Genomic DNA, 22,361 nt, shown 5'->3' with positions numbered 1-22,361 from the left:
GCCGGAATTGCGGCCGGCGCCTGCTGGCGCAGCCATTCGGCGTAGACGTCCGGCGGCGTGGTCGCTGCTGCCGTGTGCGATCCATTGGCATAGGCCAGAATCGCCCGGGCCAGATGCTTCGGCCCCTTGCGTGCGGCGCGGGCCAAGGCAGAGAGGATGGTGCCGAAAGAGACACCCTGCCCCTGTGCGCGACGAATGCTCCAGTAGATTCCGCGAAGCAGATTACCCATCTTGGACATCAGGCATTACCTCGTTGATTCAGTACGGTCACTTCCCGCTTGCCCCATCGCTTCAAGACACGCCCCAACCCACCAGCGCGCCAATGACCAGGCCGCCCAGCGTCAACCCCACCATTGCGGCTTGCCACTTGCGGCGCGAGCGCTGGTAGTCCGCCGCGCGCTGCTGCAGGCGCTGCTCGAGCTCGCGCTCCACATCCAGTGCCTGCAAGCGGGCGGCCTCCGCGGCCTCCGCGGCCTCCACCAGTTCAGCCATGCGTGCCTGGGCGCTCTGCAACTGCTGCAGCTCATCGGCCACACGCGCCTTCAGCTCCTGCTCGCGCTGCTGCCAATCCAGCTCGGCCTGCTGCCACTGGTCGCGCCTTCGCAGCCACCCGGCATCGGCCTCGTCCTTGGCCTGCTGCAGCTGCTGCGCATAGGCGGCGGTGGCGCCCCACTCGCGCTTGGCCACGGCAAGATCGGCGATGTAGGCGTCCAGCAGCCGCGCCGTGGATTTCCATTCCTTCTCGGAGTTGGCGGTACGCACCGCCAGCTCACGCAGGCCGCCGGCGAGACCGCTCAGCAGCGCAGTCGCCTCCGCATCGAGATCGGCACGGAACGGCGGGTTGGCCTGCAGGCGCGCCGCGTCGCTGGGCAGGCGCACCGCCACGCAGTACTCGCGATAGGGCTGGTCGCTGTGATCGCCGGCGAACACCCGGCTGTTGTAGAGACGGTCGGCGGCGCTGACCAGCGGCTCCAGCTCGGGGAACTTCACCTTGATGAAATGCGCACCCATCAGGCTGGACCACAATGCGGCATTGCCCTGCCCGAAACGCAGCACCGTCATGCCGGCGCTTTCAAACGCGGCCACGATCTCGGCGGTGTCCACCAGGCCGAATTCCTTGTGCTCCTGCAGCCAGACATAGTCCTCGCCGAACAGCTCATGCCAGCGCCCATTCGCATCGACTTCAGCGTCACGCACCCACGGCTGATCCGGCGGGAAGCCGACGATGACCGCACGGCTGGCGACACGCGCCATTTCGGCCGCGGCCTTGGCACGCAGGGGCGCGGGAATATGCTCGAGCACATCCAGCGAGACCACCGCGTCGAAGCCCTGCTCGGGGAACGGCAGCGCGGTGGCGTCAGCCACCACGAAGTCCTTCTCGTCCCCTTCGGCATGCAGGTCGGTGTACAGGAACGTTGCCTGTGGCAGGAACTGCCCGAGCAGACGCTGACGGTTGGCCCCTACTTCCAGCACCCGCGGCGCGGGCAGATCCAGCGCCTGCAGCAGATGCGTCGCCGCAGCGTAGCGCTGGTAATGGTCAAAGGGAATTTCAAGCAGCGTCGGGGTCATGGACCTTCCACTCATGCGGGATATAGACCACGCCCTCACTGAAGTAGGGCGCAGCCACGGTGAAGACACTGGCTTCGGACAGATAATCCAGGCAGACCAGGCCCTTGTCGGTGAACAGTCCCACATCAACGCGGTAGCTGCCGGTCAGCAGGGTCATCGACGGGATGCAGTAGCTGACGCGGTGCGAGCCGCGGGAGGTGGGAATCACCACCCGCTCAAGATAGGTGTTGGGGCCAAAGATATGCAGGCCGTCCATGCCCTTGATCGCTACGCCGAGCAGCAGGCCATCGACCACCTCATCGCCGACGGTATAACTGATGTCCACCGTCAGCGGCTCGAACGGGGCCAGCATGTCGGTGCTCAGTGCAACCGTTTCAAGATGCGCGGGGATGCTGCCCGGGGCGGGTGCCTGGCGCACTTCGGCATCCTGCGCCACGGCCAGGTCCTTGCCCAGTTCGTAGTCGCGGAAACGGTCGGCCACGAAGCTGGCTTCACCGTGCAGCTTGACCTTGCCACCTTCCAGCCACAGCGCGGTCTGGCAGAAGCGCTTGACCTGCTCCAGCGAATGCGACACGAACAGGATGGTGGCGCCGCGTGCACGGATCTGTTCGATGCGCGCAAGGCATTTCATCTGGAAGCGGATGTCACCCACCGACAGTGCTTCGTCGATGATCAGCACATCCGGTTCGGTGTGGATGGCCACCGAGAACGCCAGGCGCACGTACATGCCGCTGGAATAGGTCTTGACCGGCCGGTCGAAGAAATCGCCGATATCGGCGAAGTCGATGATCGACTGCAGCTTGTCGTCCACTTCCTTGCGGCTCAGGCCCAGCAACGAGGCGCTCAGGTACACGTTGTCGCGGCCGGAGAAATCCGGATTGAAACCGGCCCCCAGTTCTAGCAGCGCGGCAAAGCGCCCGCGGATGCTGACCGAGCCGGAGGTCGGGCGCACCGTGCCGCACAGGATCTGCAGCAGGGTCGACTTGCCGGCGCCGTTACGGCCTATGATGCCGACGGTCTCGCCCTTCGGCACGACCAGGTTGATGCCGTCCAACGCGCGGAAGGTGCGGCTGGCCCGGTCGCCGGAAGGCTTGAGCAGCGACAGCAGGCGGTCGCGCGGGTTGGCGTAGACCGGATAGTCCTTGGTCACGCCCAGCACTTCGATGGCCGCGTCAGCTGAGGCCTGCAACGTGGTGGTCTGGGGGTTGTTCATAGGACGTCCGAGAAGCCGCGCGAGAGGCGACGGAAGAGCGCGAAGGCCAGCATCGCCGCCACTACCGAAAGCAGGAAGTGGGGCAGCAGCGCGGCCAGATCAGGCGCCGAATTCTGCACCGTCACCGCGCGCAGCTGTTCGATGGGCGTGACCAGCGGGTTGAAAAGCACCAGGCCCCGCGCCGCCTCGGGCATTGCATGCGCCGGGAAGAAGATCGGGCTGAGGAACAGCAGCACGCTGCTGAGGATGCCGACGAACTGGCCGATGTCGCGCAGATAGACCCCCAGCGCCGACAGCGACCATGCAATCGCAAGCAGCATGGGGGTCATTTCCAGCAGGATCAGCGGCGAGGCCAGCGCCCATGCCGACGGCAGCCCCGACTGCCAGGTCTGCGCGACCAGCAGGATGGTCAGGCCGATGCCGGCGGTGGTCAGCGCTGCGGCCACCTTTACCATCGACAGGACCGGCAACGGGAATACCACCTTCTTCACGAAGTTGGGCTGCCCGGCGATGATACCCGGTGCGGTGATCAGCACTTCCGACAGCAGCGTAAACGGTACCAGGCCTGCAAACAGCATCAGGGCGAAGTCGCCGGTGGATTCGGCCCCCGCCCATCGCGCCTTGAACACGCCACTGAACACCAGCGTGTACACGCATAGCATCAGCAAAGGTTGCAGCACCAGCCACAGAACACCCAACGTGGTGGTGCGGTACCGTGCTGCCAACTCACGCCCCAGCAGCTGGCGGAACAGGAACAGGAGATTGGCGTGCTTCTGCATGAATCAGCGGTTCCCTGCCAATGCCCGCTCCAGATCCACCTGCAGATCCCCCAACTCCTCAACACCCACGCTCAGCCGCACCAGCGCATCGCTGATGCCCAGCTGCTCCCGGCGTGCGACCGGGATCGAGGCATGCGTCATCACCGCCGGGTGGTTGACCAGGCTTTCCACACCGCCCAGCGACTCGGCCAGGGTGAACAGCTCGGTCTTCTCGCAGAAGCGCTTGGCCGCCTCGAACCCACCCTTGAGTACGATCGAGACGATGCCGCCGTAGCTGGCCATCTGCTTGCCGGCCAGCTCATGCTGCGGGTGCGAGGCCAGGCCGGGGTAGATCACCTTCTCCACCGCCGGGTGCTTTTCCAGCCACTGGGCCAGGGCCAGCGCGTTGGCGCAATGTGCCTTCATGCGCAGCGGCAGGGTCTTCAGGCCGCGCAGGGCCAGGAAGCTGTCAAACGGGCCCTGCACGCCACCCACCGAGTTTTGCAGGAACGCCATCTGCTCGGCCAGTTCGGCGTTGTCACCAACCACCACCATGCCGCCGACCATGTCCGAGTGACCGTTGAGGTACTTGGTGGCCGAATGCAGGACCAGGTCCGCGCCCAGTTCCAGCGGGCGCTGCAGCATCGGCGAGGCGAAGGTGTTGTCGACCACCACGATCAGGCCATGGCGCTTGGCGATGGCAGCGACCGCGGCGATGTCCACGATCTTCAGCATCGGGTTGGTCGGGGTCTCGATCCACACCATCTTCGTCTTCGGCGTGATCGAGGCTTCGAACGCCGCCAGATCGGTCAGGTCGACGAAACTGAAATCCAGCCCGGCGGTGCGGCGACGCACGCGCTCGAACAGGCGGAAGCTGCCGCCGTAGATATCGTCCATCGCCACCACGTGGCTGCCGGCGTCCAGCAGCTCGATCACCGTCGAGCTGGCCGCCATGCCCGAAGCGAACGCAAAGCCACGGGTACCGCCTTCCAGCGACGCCACGCAACGCTCATAGGCGAAACGGGTCGGGTTGTGCGTGCGCGAGTACTCGAAGCCCTGGTGCTCGCCCGGGCTGGACTGGGCATAGGTCGAGGTGGCGTAGATCGGCGGCATCACCGCACCGGTACTGGGGTCGGGCGACTGGCCACCGTGGATGGCCAGCGTGGCCAGGGCCAGCGCACGGTCGGGCGAAGAGGAGTTGGACATGTCGTTTCCTGAATGGCGCCGACGTGCGGCGCCGTCAAAGGATCGGGAGTCTATCAGCGCAGCCTTAACGAGCTTTGACGCGAATAAACCGGAATTCAGCGGTAAACTGCCGTGATCGGCGGCTTACTGCACGCGACGGCGCAGGTAGTTCAGCAGGTCGATACGGGTGATCAGGCCCAGGAAAGCATCGCCGTCCATCACGATCGCCACCTGGCCGCGGTCGAACACCGGCAGCAGGGCCTCGATCGGCGACTTCACGTCCAGCCGGTCCAGCTTGCTGACCATCGCCGTGGCAACCGTGTCGCGGAAGCGCGCTTCGTCGCCATAGACATGCAGCAGGACGTCGCTTTCATCGACGATGCCGACCAGCTGGTCACCGTCCATCACCGGCAGCTGCGACACGTCATACAGCTTCATGCGCTGGTAGGCGGTGGTCAGCAGGTCGTTCGGGCCAATAACGACAGTGTCGCGCTGGCCGTACGGACGCAGGATCAGGTCGCGCAGGTCGCCGTGCTGCGGGCGCTGCAGGAAGCCGTTGTCCAGCATCCAGTAGTCGTTGTACATCTTCGACAGGTACTTGTTGCCGGTATCGCAGACCAGTACGAGCACCTTCTTCGGCGTGGTCTGCTCCTTGCAGTACTTCAGCGCTGCGGCCAGCAGGGTGCCGGTGGACGAACCGCCGAGGATGCCTTCCTTGCCCAGCAGCTCGCGCGCGGTGTGGAAGCTCTCGGCGTCGCTGATTGCATAGGCTTTCTTGACACGGCTGAAATCGGAGATCGACGGCAGGAAGTCCTCGCCGATGCCCTCCACCAGCCAGCTGCCCGACTTGTCGTTGAGCACGCCGTCGTTGATGTATTCGGCCAGGATCGAGCCGACCGGATCGGCCAGCACCAGCTCGGTCTTGGGCGACAGCTTGGCGAACGCGCGCGACAGGCCGGTCATGGTGCCGGAGCTGCCGCAGCCGAACACGATGGCGTCGAGGTCACCCCCCATCTGCTCCAGGATCTCCGGGCCGGTACCGAATTCGTGCGCTGCCGGATTGTCCGGGTTGCCGAACTGGTTGATGAAGTAGGCGCCCGGGGTCTGCTCGGCGATGGTCTTGGCCAGGTCCTGGTAGTACTCCGGATGGCCCTTGGCCACGTCCGAGCGGGTCAGGCGGACTTCGGCGCCCATCGCCTTCAGGTTGAAGATCTTCTCGCGGCTCATCTTGTCGGGAACGACGAGGATCAGCTTGTAGCCCTTCTGCTGTGCCACCAGCGCCAGGCCCAGGCCGGTGTTGCCGGCGGTACCTTCAACCAGGGTCGCGCCCGGCTTCAGGTCGCCACGCTGCTCCGCCGCCTCGATCATCGACAGGCCGATGCGATCCTTGATCGATCCGCCCGGGTTGGCGCTCTCCAGCTTCAGGTAGAGCTCGCAGACGCCGGTGTCCAGGCGCTGGGCCTTGACGATCGGGGTCTGGCCGATGAGTTCGAGGACGGAAGAATGAATGGGCATTCGGAGGACTTTCGATTCGCGCCGCGCAGGGCCGGACCGATGATTATCCGTCGGATGGCGATGAATGTCAGGTCGTTGCGCCGCGGGGCCGGAAGCCCGCAAAAAAGGGATGCGGACGGCCCCGGATCGACGAGGAGACCGGTGCCGCCCGCATCGGTGAGTTGTGCCTGAAGGCCAAGGCACCACCGCCTGTGGTGCCTTGGCGCGGCCGCCTCATCGGCGCGGCCGCGATGCCAGGGCAGGAGCCCCCGGCAGGGCCATCGATGGCCGGGTCACGCCGTTCCGGGCGCGACGATGTGCGTCAAAGCGTGGGGGACGTCGTTGGGAGCGGTGTTTCGTACATTCGCAGAAGACGTTGCTTGGCCAGCAGCTTCTCGCGCTTCATGCGACCCAGGGTGACATCATCGATCGGGAGTACACCCAACTCCGCGTCCATGCACTTCTTGTTCAACTTGCGGTGCTGGTCATGGAGTGCCCTGAACTCCGGATCACGCGCGCGACGTGCGTCGATCTCGCTCTGGGGCTGATCTTCAAACATGATGGACCTCCTTCGACAGATACACGAACGCCCCGGCCGAAAGGCACGGGGCGTTGTTCATGGAGGAGCGCCGGTCGATGGCCACCTGGACGCCTGCAACGACCTGCGGCACTGGCCTGCGCACGTCGATCTGCTGCGGTTCGCGCCCTGCTTGCATCGGCCCGGCCCTCCCATCGTCCGGTCCGCGGCATTGCGTCCCGGACGATTGACCCTACGCCTGCTCAAGGCGGGGTACAAGACCCCTGCGTCAAAAAGACCGAACCCCGCCGGGCGGGGTTCAGGCTGAATGCTCATCACAACGAAAAACAAACAATATCAATGCATTACGGGGCAATGATGACCTCGGCCGAGCGCGCCCGGGTGGACGCAGCCTTCTTGCCGCTGACCTGGATGCGGTTGCTGGCGACACCACCCGCGACCAGGGCGTCGCGCAGCGCTTCGGCACGCTTCTGGCCCACGCCGTTGGCACTGTCGTAGGCCTCGATGCGCAGGCGGCCCTTCTTGCCGATGTTCAGGTACTCGGCCAGGGCCTTGGCCTGATTGCGGGCCCCACTGGACAGGCTTGACGCGCCGACGGCGAATGCGTCACCAGCGAAGGTGAAAACTTCGCCACGGCCATCGAACTTCGAGCCCGGCAGTTTCTGCCCGGACACCAGTTCGGCTTCCTCGCGGGCCAGCTTGGCGGCGTTCTGCTGTGCGGCGCTCAGACGCTGCTGCTGCTTGCCGGCCACGCTGGTCAGGGCGTTCTCGGCGTCCTGGCGGGCCAGGGTCTCGGCTTCGGCGGCCTGGCGCAACCGTTCGGCCTCCTCGGCCTGCATCTGCGCCTGCATGCGCAGCTGCTCGGCTTCCTGGCGGGCACGGGCCGCATCGCGGCGGCTGGCCTCGATCAGCAGGTCGCTGCGGGTCCGATCCAGGCGGTCCACCTCGCGCGCGGCCAGTGCGGTGCGCACGGCGGTCTCGGCGATCTCGACCCGGCGCTCGGCCAGGTAGGTGGCCAGCTCCTGATCGCGGCGCTTGGCCTTGTCCAGGGTGGCGATGGCCTGCTGGGCCTGCATGCGCTCGAAGGCGCCCAGCTCAGCGGTATCCGGGTTGGCCTGGATGGCCATCAGGCGCTGGCTCAGCTGCGCCACCATCGGGTTGTCGGCGGCCATGGCCAGGGTCGGCAGCGCCAGCAGCGCGGCCAGGGTTGCGGCGGTCATCGGCTTCACCGGCGGTCCTCCCCGGTCGACAGCTGGCGTTGCAGCTGGTTGACCTCGTTGCGGCGCAGCTGCAGCTGCGCGCTGACGGTGGCTTCCTCGCTGCGGACGCGGGCCAGGTCGGCATCGGCGGCGGCGCGCAGGGCCATTGCCGGCGCATTCTTGCGCTCGCGGCGGTCGCCTGCGGCGCGCTGGGCCTGCTCCAGCCCCTGCCGGGCCAGCCCGATCAGGTCCGGGGCGTACTGGTCGGCATCGGCCTGGGTGGCCTTGTCGACCGCCTGCCGGGCCTGCGCCAGTTCCAGGGCGGCGTCCTGCGCCCAGGCGGGGGCAGACAGTGCGAATGCAAACGCCATCACATACAGGCCATGGCGCATTCGTGCGAAGCTAAGTCGTTTCATTGGGGAGGCCGTACCGGTTGTCGGTTCACGGCCATTGTCGTCAAGCCGACACCGTGCTGGCAACGGGCGTCGGCCGTTTCGTTGGGGAAAATTCGCAATGGATATCGGCTACTTCCTGAAGCTGATGACCGAAAAGAACGCTTCGGACATGTTTTTGACCACCGGGGCACCGGTCTACATCAAGATCGAGGGGAAGCTCTATCCGCTGGGCAACACCGGCCTGCCGCCGGGCATGGTGAAGAAGATTGCCTACTCGCTGATGGACGAGGGCCAGGTGCCGCAGTTCGAGCGCGAACTCGAGCTCAACATGGCCATCGCCCTGCCCGACGCCGGGCGCTTCCGCGTCAACGTGTTCAAGCAGCGGGGCGAGGTCGGCATGGTCATCCGCGCCATCCGCAGCCGCATCCCGAGCATCGAGGAGCTGAACCTTCCGCAGGTGCTGAAGGACGTCATCATGACCCCGCGCGGGCTGGTGCTGGTGGTGGGGTCCACCGGCTCCGGCAAGTCCACCTCGCTGGCGTCGATGATCGACCACCGCAACAGCACCACCACCGGTCACATCCTCACCATCGAGGACCCGATCGAGTACCTGCACAAGCACAAGATGTCGATCGTCAACCAGCGCGAGGTCGGCCTGGACACCCATGCCTTCCACAACGCGCTGAAGAACGCGATGCGTGAAGCGCCGGACGTGATCCTGATCGGCGAGATCCTGGATGCGGAAACGATGGAGGCGGCGATCGCCTTCGCCGAGACCGGCCACCTGTGCCTGGCCACCCTGCACTCCAACAACGCCGACCAGACCATCGAGCGCATCCTCAACTTCTTCCCGGAAAGCGCGCACAAGAACGTGCTGATGAACCTGGCGCTGAACCTGCGCGCGGTGATCAGCCAGCGCCTGGTGAAGAACAAGGAGGGCCGACGCCTGCCGGCCACCGAGGTGCTGATCAACACGCCGATGATCCGCGACCTGCTGCGCCGCGGCCAGGTGCACGAAATCAAGGCGGCGATGGAAGCCTCGCTGGAGGAAGGCATGGAGAGCTTCGACCAGTGCCTGTTCCGGTTGGCCAAGGCTGGCACCATCGAGCAGGAGGAGGCCCTGCGCGCGGCCGACTCGCGCGATGGCCTGGCCCTGAAGTTCCGCCTGTCCGAGGGCAGCAGCGGCGAGCATGACCCGTACGCCGATTTCTCGGCGGGCGCGCCCAGCATCACCCACGGGTTCTGATCCGCGCAGCTCTTTCGACACCGGTAGCGCCGGGCCATGCCCGGCGCAAGCCTGAAGGATTCAGGGCCGGTCTCATCCATTGAGACCGCTCATCCGTAGGTTTCCGCAATGGAAACCATCCGCAAGCTTGCCATCCTGGCTGACGCCGCCAAATACGATGCCTCCTGCGCCTCCAGCGGCTCGGGCAAGCGCGACTCACGCGCCAGCGGCGGTATCGGCAGCACCGAGGGCATGGGCATCTGCCACAGCTATACACCGGATGGCCGCTGCGTTTCGCTGCTGAAAATCCTGCTGACCAATTTCTGCGTCTACGACTGCGCCTACTGCGTGAACCGGGTCTCCAGCAACGTGCCCCGTGCACGTTTCAGCGTGGATGAGGTGGTCACGCTCACCCTGGACTTCTACAAGCGCAACTACATCGAGGGCCTGTTCCTGTCCAGCGGCATCATCCGCAATGCGGACTACACCATGGAACAGATGGTGGAAGTAGCCCGGCAACTGCGCGAAGAACACCGCTACGCCGGCTACATCCACCTCAAGACCATTCCCGAGGCCTCGCCGGAACTGCTGGCCAGTGCCGGGCGCTATGCCGACCGCCTGTCCATCAACGTGGAACTGCCGACCGAAGCCGGCCTGAGCGCCTTGGCGCCGGAGAAGACGGTTCATTCCATCCGTGGCGCGATGGGCGAACTGCGTTGGCGCATCGAGGAAGCCAAGGAGGCGCGCAAGGCCCCCGCAGCGGTGGCGCCGACGGCCAGCCGCAGCGCACGCCCGCGCCCTCCCCGTTTCGCCCCGGCCGGGCAGAGCACGCAGATGATCGTCGGCGCGGACGGGGCCAACGACCAGCAGATCCTGGCCAGCGCCGACAGCCTGTACGGCAGTTACCGCATGCGCCGGGTGTACTACTCCGCCTTCAGCCCGATTCCGGATGCCAGCCGGCAGCTGCCGCTGCAGCCGCCGCCCCTGCAGCGCGAGCACCGCCTGTACCAGGCCGACTGGCTGCTGCGCTTCTACGGCTACGGCGTGGATGAGATTACCGATACCACCCAGGACGGCATGCTCGACCTGGATATCGACCCGAAGATGGCCTGGGCGATCCGCCACCCCGAGCGCTTTCCGGTCGATCTGAACCGGGCACCGAAGGAAATGCTGCTGCGCGTGCCCGGCCTGGGCGTGCGCAACGTCAAGCGCGTGCTGATGGCGCGCCGTCACGGGCGGCTGCGCGTGGCCGACATCGCGCGCCTGAAGGCACCGATGAGCAAGCTGCTGCCGTTCGTGCTGCTGGCCGACCATCACCCGCGCAAAGCGCTGGACGATCCGGCGGCGCTGCGCGCGCAGCTGGCCCCGCCGCCGCGCCAGGGTTCGCTGTTCGATGCCCCGCCCGCAGCCTGACGCGCAGCGCTGGTCGCTGCGGGTGGATCCGCCGTGGTCGCTGGACGCCTGGCGCAGCGGTGCGCGCGAAGCCCTGCTGCGCGGCGTCGCGCCGGAGCAGCTGGACTGGCTCGAGGGTAGCGACGCATCACTGCTGGACGCGCCAGCGGTCACCTCGGCGCCCGCACAGGCCGATGCTGGCGCACCGACGGTACCGCGCGACTTCCTGGAGCTGGCGGCCACCTGCCTGTGCCATCGCGACGGACAGCGCATGGCCCTCCTGTACCGGTTGCTGTGGCGCCTCACCCATGACGAACGCTCGGTGCTGTCAAACCCCGCCGATGCCGACGTACTGCGGGCGTTGGCCATGGCACAGGCGGTCCGCCGTGACACGCACAAGATGAAGGCATTCGTGCGCTTCCGCGAGGTGCCTGGCCAGCCTGATGCGTTCATCGCCTGGTTCGAGCCACAGCACCACATCGTCGACCGGGTCGCGCCCTTCTTCGCGCGCCGCTTCACCGGCATGCGCTGGGCCATCCTCACGCCTTCGCGCAGCGTCGCCTGGGATGGGCAGGCGCTTGCCTTCGGCCCCGGTGCACGGCGTGAGGATGCCCCGCCCGAGGATGCACGCGAGTCGCTGTGGCAGACCTACTACGCCAGCATCTTCAATCCGGCCCGGCTCAACACGCGGATGATGATGCAGGAAATGCCGGCCAAGTACTGGCGCCATCTGCCTGAAGCACAGTTGCTGCCACGCCTGGTGCGCGATGCGGCCGACCGCGTGCAGGAGATGCATGACCGGCCGGCGCAGGCGCCGCGACGCAGGATTCGCCCACGTGCGAACGCTGCGGCGCCGGCAACCGATGCCAGCAGTCTGGACAATCTGCGCGGACAGGCCAGCGCCTGCCGCCAGTGCCCGTTGTGGGAGCAGGCCACGCAGACCGTGTTCGGCCAGGGGCCGGCAGGGGCCGAGGTGATGCTGGTCGGAGAACAACCCGGCGACACCGAGGATCTGCGCGGGCAGCCGTTCGCAGGACCCGCCGGCCAGGTGCTGGACCGCGCACTGGCGGAGCTGGGAATCGATCGCGCCCAGCTGTACCTCACCAACGCGGTGAAGCACTTCCACCATGAGCGGCGCGGCAAGGTGCGGCTGCACAAGCGACCGGAAAGCCGTCACATCCAGGCCTGCCGGCCCTGGCTGATGGGTGAGATCGCGCGCGTGCGGCCGCAGGTGATTGTGTGCCTGGGCGCGACAGCGGCAGCCTCTGTATTCGGTCGTGACTTCGACCTCTCACGCGACCGCGGACGCTGGCACACCCTCGAAGATGGCACGCGCGGCTACGCCACTGTGCACCCGGCGTGGGTGCTGCGACAGACCGACGATGCCCGCCGCGAGGAGGCCTACCGGTTGTTCCGCGATGACCTGGCCCGATTGCAACAGAAAGGGGACGGAGGGGATTAAGTCGTAAATGCACTTACGACGTGATCCGTTCCGCCCCCTCTGCTTTCAGGCGGCGTCGGGCTGGTTTTCCGGGCGTGCGCGGTCGAAGGCGTCCAGCGCCTGGCAGGCCGCTTCGATGCGGCGCAGGGTCGGGTACGGTGCCAGGTCCAGGCCGAAACGGTGGGCGTTGTACAGCTGCGGCAACAGGGAGATGTCGGCCAGGCCAGGGCGGTCGCCGTGGCAGAAGGTGCCGGTGTCGCGGCTGTTGGCCAGCATCGCTTCCATCGCGTCAAAGCCTTCGGCGATCCAGTGCAGGGTCCACTGCGTGCGGGTGTCGGCAGGCAGCTGCAGGTCGCGTTCCAGGTACTGCATCACCCGCAGGTTGTTGATCGGATGGATATCGCAGGCCACAAGCTGCGCCAGCGCCCGCACCCGTGCGCGGCCCGCAGCATCGGCAGGCAGCAGCGGCACCTGTGGGAAGCGCTCTTCCAGGTACTCGAGGATCGCCAGCGACTGGGTCAGCGTGTGCCCCTCATGCAGCAGGGTCGGCACCAGCTGCTGCGGATTGAGCGCGCGATAAGCCTCATGGTGCTGCTCGCCACCGTCGCGCACCAGATGCACCGGCCGCGCCTCCCAGGCCAGGCCCTTCAGCTCCAGGCCGATGCGCACGCGGTAGGCGGCGCTGGATCGCCAGTAGGTGTACAGCACGATGCCGTCGTCGACCGGAATCTCCATCGCCGCCTCCATGCTCAGGGCTTGGCCGCCTGTTCGATGCGCTGCTCGATCGCACCGAAGATGCTGTTGCCGGCAGCGTCGAGCATCTCGATCCGGACCACGTCGCCGAAGGACATGAACGGCGTGCTCGGCTTGCCGTCACGCAGGGTCTCGACCACGCGCTGCTCGGCGAAGCACGAGGCACCCTTGCTGGTGTCTTCGTTGGCGATGGTGCCCGAGCCGACGATGGTGCCGGCACCCAGCGGGCGGGTCTTGGCCGCATGCGCGACCAGCTGGGCGAAGTTGAACTGCATGTCCACGCCCGCCTCCGGCGCACCGAACCACTGGCCGTTGATGTGGGTCAGCAGCGGCAGGTGCACCTTGCTGTCCTGCCACGCAGCACCCAGCTCATCGGGGGTGACGAACACCGGCGACAGCGCCGAACGCGGCTTGGACTGCAGGAAGCCGAAGCCCTTGGCCAGCTCGCCCGGGATCAGGTTGCGCAGCGAGACATCGTTGACCAGGCCGACCAGCTGGATGTGGCTGGCGGCCTGTTCCGGGGTGGCCGCCATCGGCACGTCGTCGGTGATCACCACGATCTCCGCTTCCAGGTCGATGCCGTAGTCCTCGCTGACCACCTTGACCGCATCGCGCGGGCCGTAGAAGCCCGCACTGGTGGCCTGGTACATCAGCGGGTCGGTGTAGAAGCTCTCGGGCACCTCGGCACCGCGGGCGCGGCGCACGCGCTCGACGTGCGGCAGGTAGGCGCTGCCATCGACGAACTCATAGGCACGCGGCATCGGTGCGGCCAGCGCCTGCGGATCGAGGTCGAACACGCCATCGGCGTCGCCAGCGTTGAGCGATTCGTACAAGGCGTTCAGGCGCGGCGCGATGTGGCTCCAGTCCTCCAGGGCCTGCTGCAGGGTGGCGGCAATGCCGGTGGCGCGCACGCCGTGGCGCAGGTCACGCGAGACGACGATAAGGGTGCCGTCGCGGCCGCCTTCCTTCAAGGAACCAAGCTTCATGGTGGGTGTCCGGAGTCGTGGGCAAACAAGTTTCAAGTGTAATCAAATCTGCGACGACGCCAAGCTGCAGCGCGGCATCGGCCCACCCTACCGTAGTGGGGGCTTCGGCAGGGCTTGCAGCCCTGCACCTGCTCAATGCAACGGCAACGGCAACGGCAACGGCAACAGCTGGCTTTCCGTGGGTTGCCGGGGCGGTGTCGGATTGCGGGGACGCCGCAAGTACGTCCCTGTAGGCTTGGCCGCGGCATCCATGCCGCGGACACCCCGCAATCCGACACCGCCCGCCCTCGACACATTCCGGCGACTGCTGGTGGATGTCGACCTTGGTCGACACATTGGTCAGATATCGAATGGAATTCCGGGGGACAGATCCGTTTCCCAAAGGAAAGCGGATCTGACACCAAGAGACGTCCCAGCAGCTCGCGGGAAACTGTCGAAGGCGGGGTGGGCCCGGTGGCGGGAGTGTCCGCGGCATGGATGCCGCGGCCAAGCCCCCATGGACGGGTTTACGGCGTCTCCCGCCACCGGACCCACCCCGCCATCCCTCAGGAAACCCGCTTTTGACGTTGACGTCGCTTTGGCCTCTGCGGGTACAGGGCGCAGCCCTGCAGCGAGCCCCTTACCTGAACAGGCCTTTTTGCGCGAGGTCTCAGCCATCGGTTAGACTAGGCAGGTCTGCAGCGGCCGTCCGTTTCCCTCCGGGACCGCCGGCGACCAGGGTCCGCCCTCTTCGCCCGCCCCCACTCCGACGCCGTTCGTCACGCATTCCAGCCGGCGCTTCGTGCCGGCTGCACCCAACTTCTCGCAGCGCGGTTCACGGGAACGCTCCGAGTCAGCCGATCACTTTGATCTGCCCCCGTCTGTCCATTTGGACAGGCGTTTCTTGTACTTGGAGCAATCTCAATGTCTTTTGAATCGCTGGGCCTGGCGCCCTTCCTGCTGCGTGCGCTTGCCGAGCAGGGCTACGAAAACCCGACCCCGATCCAGCAGCAGGCGATCCCGCTGGCGCTGGCCGGTCGCGACCTGCTGGCCGGCGCACAGACCGGTACCGGCAAAACTGCCGCGTTCGGCCTGCCGTTGCTGCAGCACCTGGGCACCGCCTCGCAGGAAGTGCGTGCCGGCCCGCGCAAGCCGCGTGCGCTGATCCTGGCCCCGACCCGCGAACTGGCCACCCAGGTGCATGACAGCCTGCGCGGCTACAGCAAGTACCTGCGTATCCCCAGCGCCTGCATCTACGGCGGTGTCGGCATGGGCAACCAGCTGGACATCCTGCGCCGTGGCGTGGACCTGCTGGTGGCCTGCCCGGGCCGCCTGATCGACCACCTGGAGCGTCGCAGCGTCGACCTGTCCGGCATTGAACTGCTGGTGCTGGACGAAGCCGACCGCATGCTCGACATGGGCTTCCTGCCGTCGATCAAGCGCATCCTGGCCAAGCTGCCGAAGCAGAACCGCCAGACCCTGCTGTTCTCGGCCACCTTCGAGGACAACATCCGCCAGCTGGCGCTGGAGTTCATGCGCAACCCGGAACAGATCCAGGTGACGCCGAAGAACACCGTGGCCGAAACCATCACCCACCGCGTGCACCCGGTCGATGCCGGCCGCAAGCGCGACCTGCTGCTGCACCTGCTGGCGCAGGACAGCCGCGAGCAGACCCTGGTGTTCGCCCGTACCAAGCACGGCAGCGACAAGCTGGCCACGTTCCTGGAAAAGTCGGGCATCAAGACCGCGGCGATCCATGGCAACAAGAGCCAGGGCCAGCGCCTGCGTGCGCTGGGCGACTTCAAGGCCGGCCGCGTGACCGTGCTGGTGGCCACCGACATCGCTGCGCGCGGCATCGACATCAACGAGCTGCCGAAGGTGATCAACTTCGACCTGCCGATGGTGGCCGAGGACTACGTGCACCGCATCGGTCGTACCGGCCGCAACGGCGCGACCGGCCAGGCGATTTCGCTGGTGGCGCAGGATGAAGTGAAGCTGCTGCGCGCGATCGTGCGCCTGCTGGGCCGCGACATGGACATCCGCGATGTACCGGGCTTCGAACTGCAGGTTCCGATCCGCTGGGGCAACAGTGCGCCGGGCAAGGCCGAGCACGATACCGGTGAGCGCGCACCGCGCAAGAGCCACGCGCGCCGTCCGCACGGTGATGCGCCGCGCCATGCGCATGCCGGCCCGAAGAAGGCCGGCGGTGGCCGCCGCGAAGGCGGTGGAAATGGCCAGCAGCGTGCAGGTGCCGGCCAGGGCCAGCGCCGTGGCGGTGGTGGCAATGGTGGCGGCCGTGGTCGTGGCCAGGGTGGCGGCGGTGGTCGCGCTGGCTGATCCCAGCTGACATGGAGGGTGCTTCCCGCTGCGCGGGGGGCTATCGAAGGACGGCGCTGACGCGCCGTCCTTTTTTGTTGCCGGCTACCGGGTGACAAAGCACGCGGTGGCAGTACCGAGGGCGGATGGGCATGGGGGCAGCGCAGAACACGCTGTAAATACGTCCATGTAAGCTCGATGGCGCCATCCATGGCGCCAACGGTTCTGCGCTGCCCCCATGCCCATCCGCTTCAAGCATTGCCGGCGCCTTCTTCTCCCGCCGGGTAGCCGGGAGAAGAAAGATCAAATTCAAATTCAAAGTCAAAAGCCGAAGCCGCAATTCCTGGCTTTGCCTTTGCTTTTGCTTTTGCCCTTGCTCCCGCCTTGGGGTCTGATGCGTCAGCGCCCGCAGGAAACTGTCATGGGAGGCAGGGGGCCTCAGCCAGGACCGTTGGCGCCAAGGATGGCGCCATCGAGCCCCCATGGATGGGTTCACGGCGTGTCCTGGCTGAGGCCCCCTGCCTCCCAAGCACAACAACGACTCGGCGCCAAACGCCTCAACCCCGCGCCTTACCCGGATTCACCAGATTCCCGAAGAAGATCGCGTTGATCAACAACCGGTCCGTGCCGTGCCAGTACTTGCGGTGCGCCGGGTCATCGGCAAACAGCACCACGTTGCCCTGCCCCTGCGCCGACACCAGCACCCACGCGCTGCCCGCCACCCGCGCACGGTTGCGCTCGGAAAGATAGCCATTCACCTGCGGCGGTGTGTCGATGCGTACCACCGTCGAGAACGGATTCGTGCTCGGCTGCAGCGTCACCGTGCTCTCCTTGTTGATCGCCAGTTGCCGGCGCGGCACGCCAAACGCCAGCGGATGACTGGTGTCCACATCGGCGCTCAGGATGTTGCCGCTGACCCGCTCGATCGCGGCGATGTCGCGCTGGTCACCGAATGCACGGCGGCTCTCGTCGGCAGTCTCTTCTTCCTTGCCGAGCTTCTCGCCGTCGGCCAACTTCTGCTCGATCGCCCACTTCGATGCACTGCCGTAGGTAACCAGCGAGCCACCCGCCTGCACCCAGCGCTTCAGCGCAGCCACCGCCGTGGTATCGACGCCGGTGTAGGTACCCCCGGACAGCACGATCGTGGTGTAGCGGTCCAGGGACACTTTGCCCAGCTGCTGCGGGTCCAGCTTGCTGGCAGGCAAATGCAACTGCTGGTCGAGCAGGAACCAGGCCGAGCCGATCTCGGTGGCGGCCACGCCCTCACCCATCACCAGCGCAACCGCGGGTTTGCGCAGCGCCTTGACGCCGTCACTGCCCAGATCGATGCCTTCGCGGCTGCGGCCACTGGACAGCGCGTGCACCTGCACACCTGCCTCGCGCGCGGCCGATGTCACTGCCTCAAGCAGCGCCGCGCCCTGCAGCGCTTGCCCGGCAACCGGAATCACCAGGCTGCCGGCGGCGAAGCTGACGTCGCCCTGCGCGGTCGCGGTGGTGAACGGCTGGAATGCTGCACGTGCGCTCACGCCTTTGCCCTGCAGCGCGGCCAGCGCGCGCCCGGCGTTGTAGTCGCGCCAGTCGATCGCGTAGGCGAACCCGGCCTGGCCACCCAGCACCGCGCCCTGCTGCGCCGGCAACGCTGTCACCCGTGCGCCGCCTTCGATACGGCTGCGGCTGCCGGCGAAGGCCACGCCGTAGGCCGGTGCGATTGCATAGCTGGTGCTGCCGTAGAACACGTCGCCCTTGATCGGCGGCGTCTCGGCAAAGATCGAATGCACCAGGCGGAACTGCGCCTGCTGCACCTGCACCACGTAGGCGCTGCCGGCATCGAAGCGCTGCCCATCGACGGTGACTGCACGCTCCAGCGCACGTACCTCGATGCGATGCAGCAGCAACAGTTCCAGCAGGCGACGGGTCAGTGCCGGATCGTGCGCGTCGCCGAACACGAAGCTCTTCACCGGCTGCTGTGCGGCCTGCTTCAACGCGCTCTGGAAGAACTGCTTCTGCAGGTCGAACAGGCCACTGCGCTCGGCCACTGCACCACGCACCGTGCCCAGCCCGGTGGCGACCTGGTTGCGGACGGTGAACGGGAAGGTCAGCAGGCCATTCACCGATTCCTGCACGCGGCCACGTGAACTGGCCTGCTCGACGGTGACGCCGACCGCGCCGTGGAAGTCCGGATAGGTCGAGCCGTACACCGGCGAGAAGTTGTCGAAATTCTCGCCGGTGTAGTACAGCGAACCCAAGGCATCCAGCGCCTGCGCGTGGTACTTGGCCAGGGTCTTGTTGAACTCGTACGACGGCGCCGGAATCAACGGGCTGTGCATGCTCTTCGGCGAAGGCTCGAAGTAGTAGGTGCTGTCCTTGCCCATTTCGTGGAAGTCGATCTGCACGTTCGGGTACCACTGGTGGAACACCTCCACCTTCGGCCGCGAGTCCTGCTGGGTCAGGGCCAGCCAGTCGCGGTTGAGATCGGTGAAGTAGTGGTTGGTGCGGCCCTGCGGGAACGGCTCGACGTGCTCCTTGTCAGCCGGGTCGGCCGAGGCCGGATCGGAGGCCCACGCGTTGTGCCAGTTGGCGGCGCGATCGCGACCGTCCGGATTCTGCGCCGGGTCGAACAGCACCACCGCCTGCTGCAGCCATTGCTGGGTCTCGGCACTGCGGTTGGCCACCAGGTAGTAGGCGGTCAGCATCGCCGCCTCGGCGCTGGAGGTCTCGTTGCCATGCACGCTGTAACCCAGCCACACCACCACCGGGCTGTCGCCCGCCGCACTGCGCGGCTGCGCCGGATCGACCAGGGTCGCGTGCTGCTGGCGGATCTGTTCCAACCGCGCGTGGTTGCCGGCAGCGGTTACCGTGGCGATCAGCAACGGGCGGCCCTCGTAACTGCGGCCGATCTCGCGCACGCTGATCTTGTCCGAGCGTTTCGCCAGTTCCTGGAAGTACGCCACCAGCTGGTCGTGCCGGGTGTAACGGCTGCCGATCGGGTAGCCGAGGAACTGCTCGGGTGTGGGAATGGACGTATCGAACGCGGCCGCGTCGACGGCCTGCGGGAAGAAGTACGCACTCTGTGCCTGCGCTGGCTGCGGGCAGGACAGTGCGGTGGCGGCGGCGATCAGCAACGGAAGAACGGCACGACGATGCAAGGACACGGTGACTCCCCAGGACACAACGGCAGACGGTCGCGCGGCCGGCTCCCTGAAGAAACCGGCCGCAGCGGATGGATCAGAAGCGGTAATCGAAGCCCAGCGTGAAGTAGCGGCCGCGCAGGTCGTACTGGCTGAAGTCGTATGGCGCGCGGATGCCCGGGAACGAAGCGTCGTACGGCGGCGTCTTGTCAGCCAGGTTCTGCACCTTGGCATACAGCGTCAGCTTGTCGATGCCGGTGTAGCCCAGGTACAGGTCGTACTGGCTATAGCTGCCGACGCGCTGCTGCACGGCCTTGGCTGCGGTGCTGGCTTCCTGGCGGTAGCTGCTGGTGTAGTACCAGGTTACTGCGGCGTTGAAATCACCGTACTTCCAGTCCAGCGTGGTGGTGGCCTTGTCCTTGGGCAGGGTCGCGCCCAGGTTGCTGCCGGCGTAGTCCACCAGCGGGCCACCGACCACGGTCGGGCGACGGTAGTCGCGCACGTGGGTGTAGGCCGAGGACACGGTGAAGTCACCCAGCGCCGCGGTCGGGATGCGCTGGCGCAGTTCGACGTCGATACCCGAGGTCTTCAGCTCGCTCAGGTTCTGGTAGCGGTTGTAGACCGCCTGCAGCTTGCCGCGCTCATCGCGCTGCACCGCGCCAGCCACGTTGTCGTTGACCAGGGTCTGGGTATTGTTGGTGCCGACCAGGTTGTCCAGCTGGATGCGGTAATAGTCCACGCTCAGGTTGGTGTTGGCCCACGGTGACAGCACCACGCCGAAGTTCACGCTCTTGGTTCGCTCCGGCTTCAGTGCGTTGTTACCGACGGTGAAGAAGGTCGGGTTCTGGCGCGAGCCCGGCACGTCCGGATCACGCGGATCAACCACGCTGCCGTAGGCGATGCTGGTGCTGTTGGAGTTTTCCGACAGCGACGGTGCGCGGAAGCCCTTCGAAGCGGACGCACGCACCAGCAGGACATCCAGGGGCTGCCAGCGCAGGCCGATCTTCGGCGAGAACGCATCGCCGAAATCGTCGTAGTGGTCGGCGCGCGCGGCGGCGGACAGCTCCAGCGTCGAGGCCAGCGGCACGTTCACTTCGGCGTAGGCCGCACTGACCTGGCGCTTGCCGTGTACTTCGGCAATGGCCGGGCGCACCTGCAGGCCGGCATCGATCTGCCACGGGTTGTTGGAGTCGAGCTTTTCGCGGCGCCACTCGGCACCGGCCGCGAAGCCGATCTCACCCGCCCAGGTATGGCCCAGGCTGCCGGAAATCTTCGCATCGATACCCTGCAGCTTGGATTCGGCCGGACGCAGCGTGGCGATGTTGATCGAATCGCGCACCGACTGCGGCGTGGCCGCCGGGTTGAGCAGGTTGTAGCTGCCGGTGGCCAGCGCGTCGGCCAGCGCCCAGCGATTGGCGAAGCCGCCGGACACGCTCTCGCGCTCGCTGCTGCGCGCACCGAATGCAGCCACTTCCCAGTCCCAGTTGGCGGTGGTGCCGCGCAGGCCGAACACGCCGCGATAGGCCGTGGATCGGTTGGTCTTGATGGTGCCACCAAGGTCGAAGAACGTGTACTCGATCGGGATCGCACGGCCGTACGGGTTGTACGGATTGTTGGCCGGCAGCAGCGACGACACCGGCTCGGCCAGGCCGCTGTTGGCGTTCAACGCGAAGCGGCCGCTTTCCAGGGTGAAGAACGGGCTGCTGCCGAACCACGCGGCGCTCTTGATCTGGCTGTACAGCACTTCGCCGAAGGCCTCGACGTTGTCGTTCAGGCGGAAGGTGCCGTTGGCATAGGCCTGGTAACGCTTGGTCGAGGGGATCAGCGTGGTGAACGGCGCCTGGTTGAAGCCGCAGGTGTCACCGGACAGGCCATCAATCGGCGCGCTGGCAACGCGGGTGGTGCCGGCCGGGCAGTTGCCGTTGGCGTCGAGCATCGGCACCGACACGCCGTTGATGAGGTAGCGCGCGCCCTTGGCCGACCAGCCGTTCCAGCGGCCACCCGGCTTGTCGGTGTAGATGCCGCTCCTGGTCAGGTTGCGTTCGTCCTGGTCCAGGCGCTCACGGTTGTACCCCTGCAGACTGAAGAGGATGTTGTAGCCATCGGTGTCGAGATCACCCAGGCCGCCGACGAACTTCAGGTTCTGCTCGTGCAGGCCGCCCTGGTCGGCACCGCCGAAGCTGCCGCCGATCTCGGCGCCTTCGAAGTTCTGCCGGGTGATGATGTTGACCACGCCGGCCACGGCGTCGGAGCCGTACACCGCCGAGGCGCCGTCCTTGAGCACCTCAATGCGCTCGACCGCGACCAGCGGCAGCGCATTGAGATCGACGAAGGTGTCGGACAGGCCACCGGCCGGGAAGCCATAGTTGGCCAGCCGGCGGCCGTTGAGCAGCACCAGCGTGTTCTTCTGCGACAGGCCACGCAGGCCGATGCCGGCCGAGCCGGACGCCCAGCCATTGTTGGTGGTTTCGTTGGCAGCGTTGCCGGTGTTGGCCGAGATCGAGCGCAGCACGTCGGCGACGGTGGCCTTGCCGGTCTGTTCCAACTGCTGGCGGCCGATCACCTGCACCGGGTTGGAGGCCTCGGTATCGGTGCGCTTGATGTTGGAACCGGTGACGCGCACGGCGGCCAGGGTGCTGGCTTCGCCACTGGCGTCGGCGGAGGTTTCGGCGGCGGCGGACAAAGGCGCGGCCAGAGCGACGGCCAGGGCCGCCACGAGCAGGGTGTGCTTGGGCATGACGATGTGGGGGAGGTGGAAAGGGCGACGTAGTTCCGCAGTAGTCCATGCCA

General features: G+C 66.6%; 16 protein-coding genes. 4 read left to right on the top strand and 12 right to left on the bottom strand.

Features of this window, described 5'->3' with window-relative positions:
- Window positions 1-291 precede the first annotated feature (291 nt).
- The 8 genes from ACTXG9_RS16225 to ACTXG9_RS16190 form a co-directional block, all read right to left on the bottom strand.
- On the bottom strand, window positions 292-1,569 hold the full coding sequence (locus ACTXG9_RS16225; protein WP_206621854.1) for a methyltransferase domain-containing protein: 1,278 nt from the start codon (window positions 1,567-1,569) through the stop codon (window positions 292-294).
- Window positions 1,550-2,782: an ABC transporter ATP-binding protein gene (locus ACTXG9_RS16220; RefSeq protein WP_227852416.1), complete on the bottom strand. Its 1,233-nt coding sequence runs from the start codon at window positions 2,780-2,782 to the stop codon at window positions 1,550-1,552. The genes ACTXG9_RS16225 and ACTXG9_RS16220 overlap by 20 nt, the downstream gene beginning before the upstream one ends.
- Window positions 2,779-3,561, bottom strand: coding sequence for an ABC transporter permease (locus ACTXG9_RS16215; RefSeq protein ID WP_111103833.1), 783 nt, complete (start codon window positions 3,559-3,561; stop codon window positions 2,779-2,781). Before ACTXG9_RS16215 ends, ACTXG9_RS16220 begins: the two co-directional genes overlap by 4 nt.
- A gap of 3 nt (window positions 3,562-3,564) precedes the next feature.
- Window positions 3,565-4,746, bottom strand: coding sequence for a cystathionine gamma-synthase (locus tag ACTXG9_RS16210; protein WP_456115497.1), 1,182 nt, complete (start codon window positions 4,744-4,746; stop codon window positions 3,565-3,567).
- A 123-nt stretch (window positions 4,747-4,869) separates the two neighbouring features.
- Complete coding sequence (locus tag ACTXG9_RS16205; protein WP_021202680.1) at window positions 4,870-6,240, bottom strand: pyridoxal-phosphate dependent enzyme; 1,371 nt, start codon at window positions 6,238-6,240, stop codon at window positions 4,870-4,872.
- Window positions 6,241-6,541: 301 nt separating this feature from the next.
- A complete protein-coding gene (locus tag ACTXG9_RS16200) occupies window positions 6,542-6,778 on the bottom strand; it encodes a YdcH family protein (protein WP_005407964.1) in 237 nt (78 codons plus the stop codon).
- A 323-nt stretch (window positions 6,779-7,101) separates the two neighbouring features.
- Window positions 7,102-7,986 carry an OmpA family protein gene (locus tag ACTXG9_RS16195; RefSeq protein ID WP_019660955.1) on the bottom strand — a complete coding sequence of 295 codons (885 nt, stop codon included), beginning with the start codon at window positions 7,984-7,986 and terminating at the stop codon, window positions 7,102-7,104.
- A complete protein-coding gene (locus ACTXG9_RS16190) occupies window positions 7,983-8,348 on the bottom strand; it encodes a DUF4398 domain-containing protein (RefSeq protein ID WP_019660954.1) in 366 nt (121 codons plus the stop codon). The genes ACTXG9_RS16195 and ACTXG9_RS16190 overlap by 4 nt, the downstream gene beginning before the upstream one ends.
- Window positions 8,349-8,469: 121 nt before the next feature.
- Here ACTXG9_RS16190 and ACTXG9_RS16185 point away from each other — a divergent pair, with 121 nt between their 5' ends.
- From ACTXG9_RS16185 to ACTXG9_RS16175, 3 genes are all read left to right on the top strand, one after another.
- Window positions 8,470-9,597, top strand: a complete 1,128-nt coding sequence (locus ACTXG9_RS16185) for a PilT/PilU family type 4a pilus ATPase (RefSeq protein ID WP_049416904.1) — start codon at window positions 8,470-8,472, stop codon at window positions 9,595-9,597.
- Between the two features lie 108 nt (window positions 9,598-9,705).
- Complete coding sequence (locus tag ACTXG9_RS16180) at window positions 9,706-10,989, top strand: putative DNA modification/repair radical SAM protein (RefSeq protein WP_111103838.1); 1,284 nt, start codon at window positions 9,706-9,708, stop codon at window positions 10,987-10,989.
- Window positions 10,970-12,430: a UdgX family uracil-DNA binding protein gene (locus tag ACTXG9_RS16175; protein WP_456115496.1), complete on the top strand. Its 1,461-nt coding sequence runs from the start codon at window positions 10,970-10,972 to the stop codon at window positions 12,428-12,430. The genes ACTXG9_RS16180 and ACTXG9_RS16175 overlap by 20 nt, the downstream gene beginning before the upstream one ends.
- 45 nt (window positions 12,431-12,475) lie before the next feature.
- Here ACTXG9_RS16175 and maiA read toward each other — a convergent pair whose 3' ends face one another.
- Complete coding sequence (maiA, locus tag ACTXG9_RS16170) at window positions 12,476-13,144, bottom strand: maleylacetoacetate isomerase (RefSeq protein WP_188250027.1); 669 nt, start codon at window positions 13,142-13,144, stop codon at window positions 12,476-12,478.
- A gap of 14 nt (window positions 13,145-13,158) precedes the next feature.
- Entirely contained in the window at window positions 13,159-14,148 is a 990-nt protein-coding gene (locus ACTXG9_RS16165; protein WP_005415155.1) for a fumarylacetoacetate hydrolase family protein, read from the bottom strand.
- A gap of 903 nt (window positions 14,149-15,051) precedes the next feature.
- Between ACTXG9_RS16165 and ACTXG9_RS16160 the strand changes: the two genes are divergently transcribed.
- Window positions 15,052-16,464, top strand: a complete 1,413-nt coding sequence (locus tag ACTXG9_RS16160; RefSeq protein WP_019660948.1) for a DEAD/DEAH box helicase — start codon at window positions 15,052-15,054, stop codon at window positions 16,462-16,464.
- Between the two features lie 536 nt (window positions 16,465-17,000).
- On the opposite strand, the gene ACTXG9_RS16155 is transcribed toward ACTXG9_RS16160, so the two are convergent.
- Both ACTXG9_RS16155 and ACTXG9_RS16150 read right to left on the bottom strand, forming a co-directional pair.
- Window positions 17,001-19,595 carry a M14 family zinc carboxypeptidase gene (locus ACTXG9_RS16155; RefSeq protein ID WP_456115495.1) on the bottom strand — a complete coding sequence of 865 codons (2,595 nt, stop codon included), beginning with the start codon at window positions 19,593-19,595 and terminating at the stop codon, window positions 17,001-17,003.
- Window positions 19,596-19,668: 73 nt separating this feature from the next.
- Window positions 19,669-22,308, bottom strand: coding sequence for a TonB-dependent receptor plug domain-containing protein (locus ACTXG9_RS16150; RefSeq protein ID WP_111099285.1), 2,640 nt, complete (start codon window positions 22,306-22,308; stop codon window positions 19,669-19,671).
- Between the last annotated feature and the right edge of the window lie 53 nt (window positions 22,309-22,361).

The sequence above is a fragment of the Stenotrophomonas maltophilia group sp. LNF247 genome (assembly GCF_054083135.1).
The sequence above is the reverse complement of the archived record's forward strand: the minus strand, read 5'-3'. Positions and strand labels throughout refer to the sequence as shown.

What these genes read in the sequence shown, in the direction of transcription:
- ACTXG9_RS16225 (WP_206621854.1), bottom strand. Translation starts at nt 1,569, where the DNA reads ATGACCCCGACGCTGCTTGAAATTCCCTTTGACCATTACCAGCGCTAC.
- ACTXG9_RS16220 (WP_227852416.1), bottom strand. Translation starts at nt 2,782, where the DNA reads ATGAACAACCCCCAGACCACCACGTTGCAGGCCTCAGCTGACGCGGCC.
- ACTXG9_RS16215 (WP_111103833.1), bottom strand. Translation starts at nt 3,561, where the DNA reads ATGCAGAAGCACGCCAATCTCCTGTTCCTGTTCCGCCAGCTGCTGGGG.
- ACTXG9_RS16210 (WP_456115497.1), bottom strand. Translation starts at nt 4,746, where the DNA reads ATGTCCAACTCCTCTTCGCCCGACCGTGCGCTGGCCCTGGCCACGCTG.
- ACTXG9_RS16205 (WP_021202680.1), bottom strand. Translation starts at nt 6,240, where the DNA reads ATGCCCATTCATTCTTCCGTCCTCGAACTCATCGGCCAGACCCCGATC.
- ACTXG9_RS16200 (WP_005407964.1), bottom strand. Translation starts at nt 6,778, where the DNA reads ATGTTTGAAGATCAGCCCCAGAGCGAGATCGACGCACGTCGCGCGCGT.
- ACTXG9_RS16190 (WP_019660954.1), bottom strand. Translation starts at nt 8,348, where the DNA reads ATGCGCCATGGCCTGTATGTGATGGCGTTTGCATTCGCACTGTCTGCC.
- ACTXG9_RS16185 (WP_049416904.1), top strand. Translation starts at nt 8,470, where the DNA reads ATGGATATCGGCTACTTCCTGAAGCTGATGACCGAAAAGAACGCTTCG.
- ACTXG9_RS16180 (WP_111103838.1), top strand. Translation starts at nt 9,706, where the DNA reads ATGGAAACCATCCGCAAGCTTGCCATCCTGGCTGACGCCGCCAAATAC.
- ACTXG9_RS16175 (WP_456115496.1), top strand. Translation starts at nt 10,970, where the DNA reads ATGCCCCGCCCGCAGCCTGACGCGCAGCGCTGGTCGCTGCGGGTGGAT.
- maiA (WP_188250027.1), bottom strand. Translation starts at nt 13,144, where the DNA reads ATGGAGATTCCGGTCGACGACGGCATCGTGCTGTACACCTACTGGCGA.
- ACTXG9_RS16165 (WP_005415155.1), bottom strand. Translation starts at nt 14,148, where the DNA reads ATGAAGCTTGGTTCCTTGAAGGAAGGCGGCCGCGACGGCACCCTTATC.
- ACTXG9_RS16160 (WP_019660948.1), top strand. Translation starts at nt 15,052, where the DNA reads ATGTCTTTTGAATCGCTGGGCCTGGCGCCCTTCCTGCTGCGTGCGCTT.
- ACTXG9_RS16150 (WP_111099285.1), bottom strand. Translation starts at nt 22,308, where the DNA reads ATGCCCAAGCACACCCTGCTCGTGGCGGCCCTGGCCGTCGCTCTGGCC.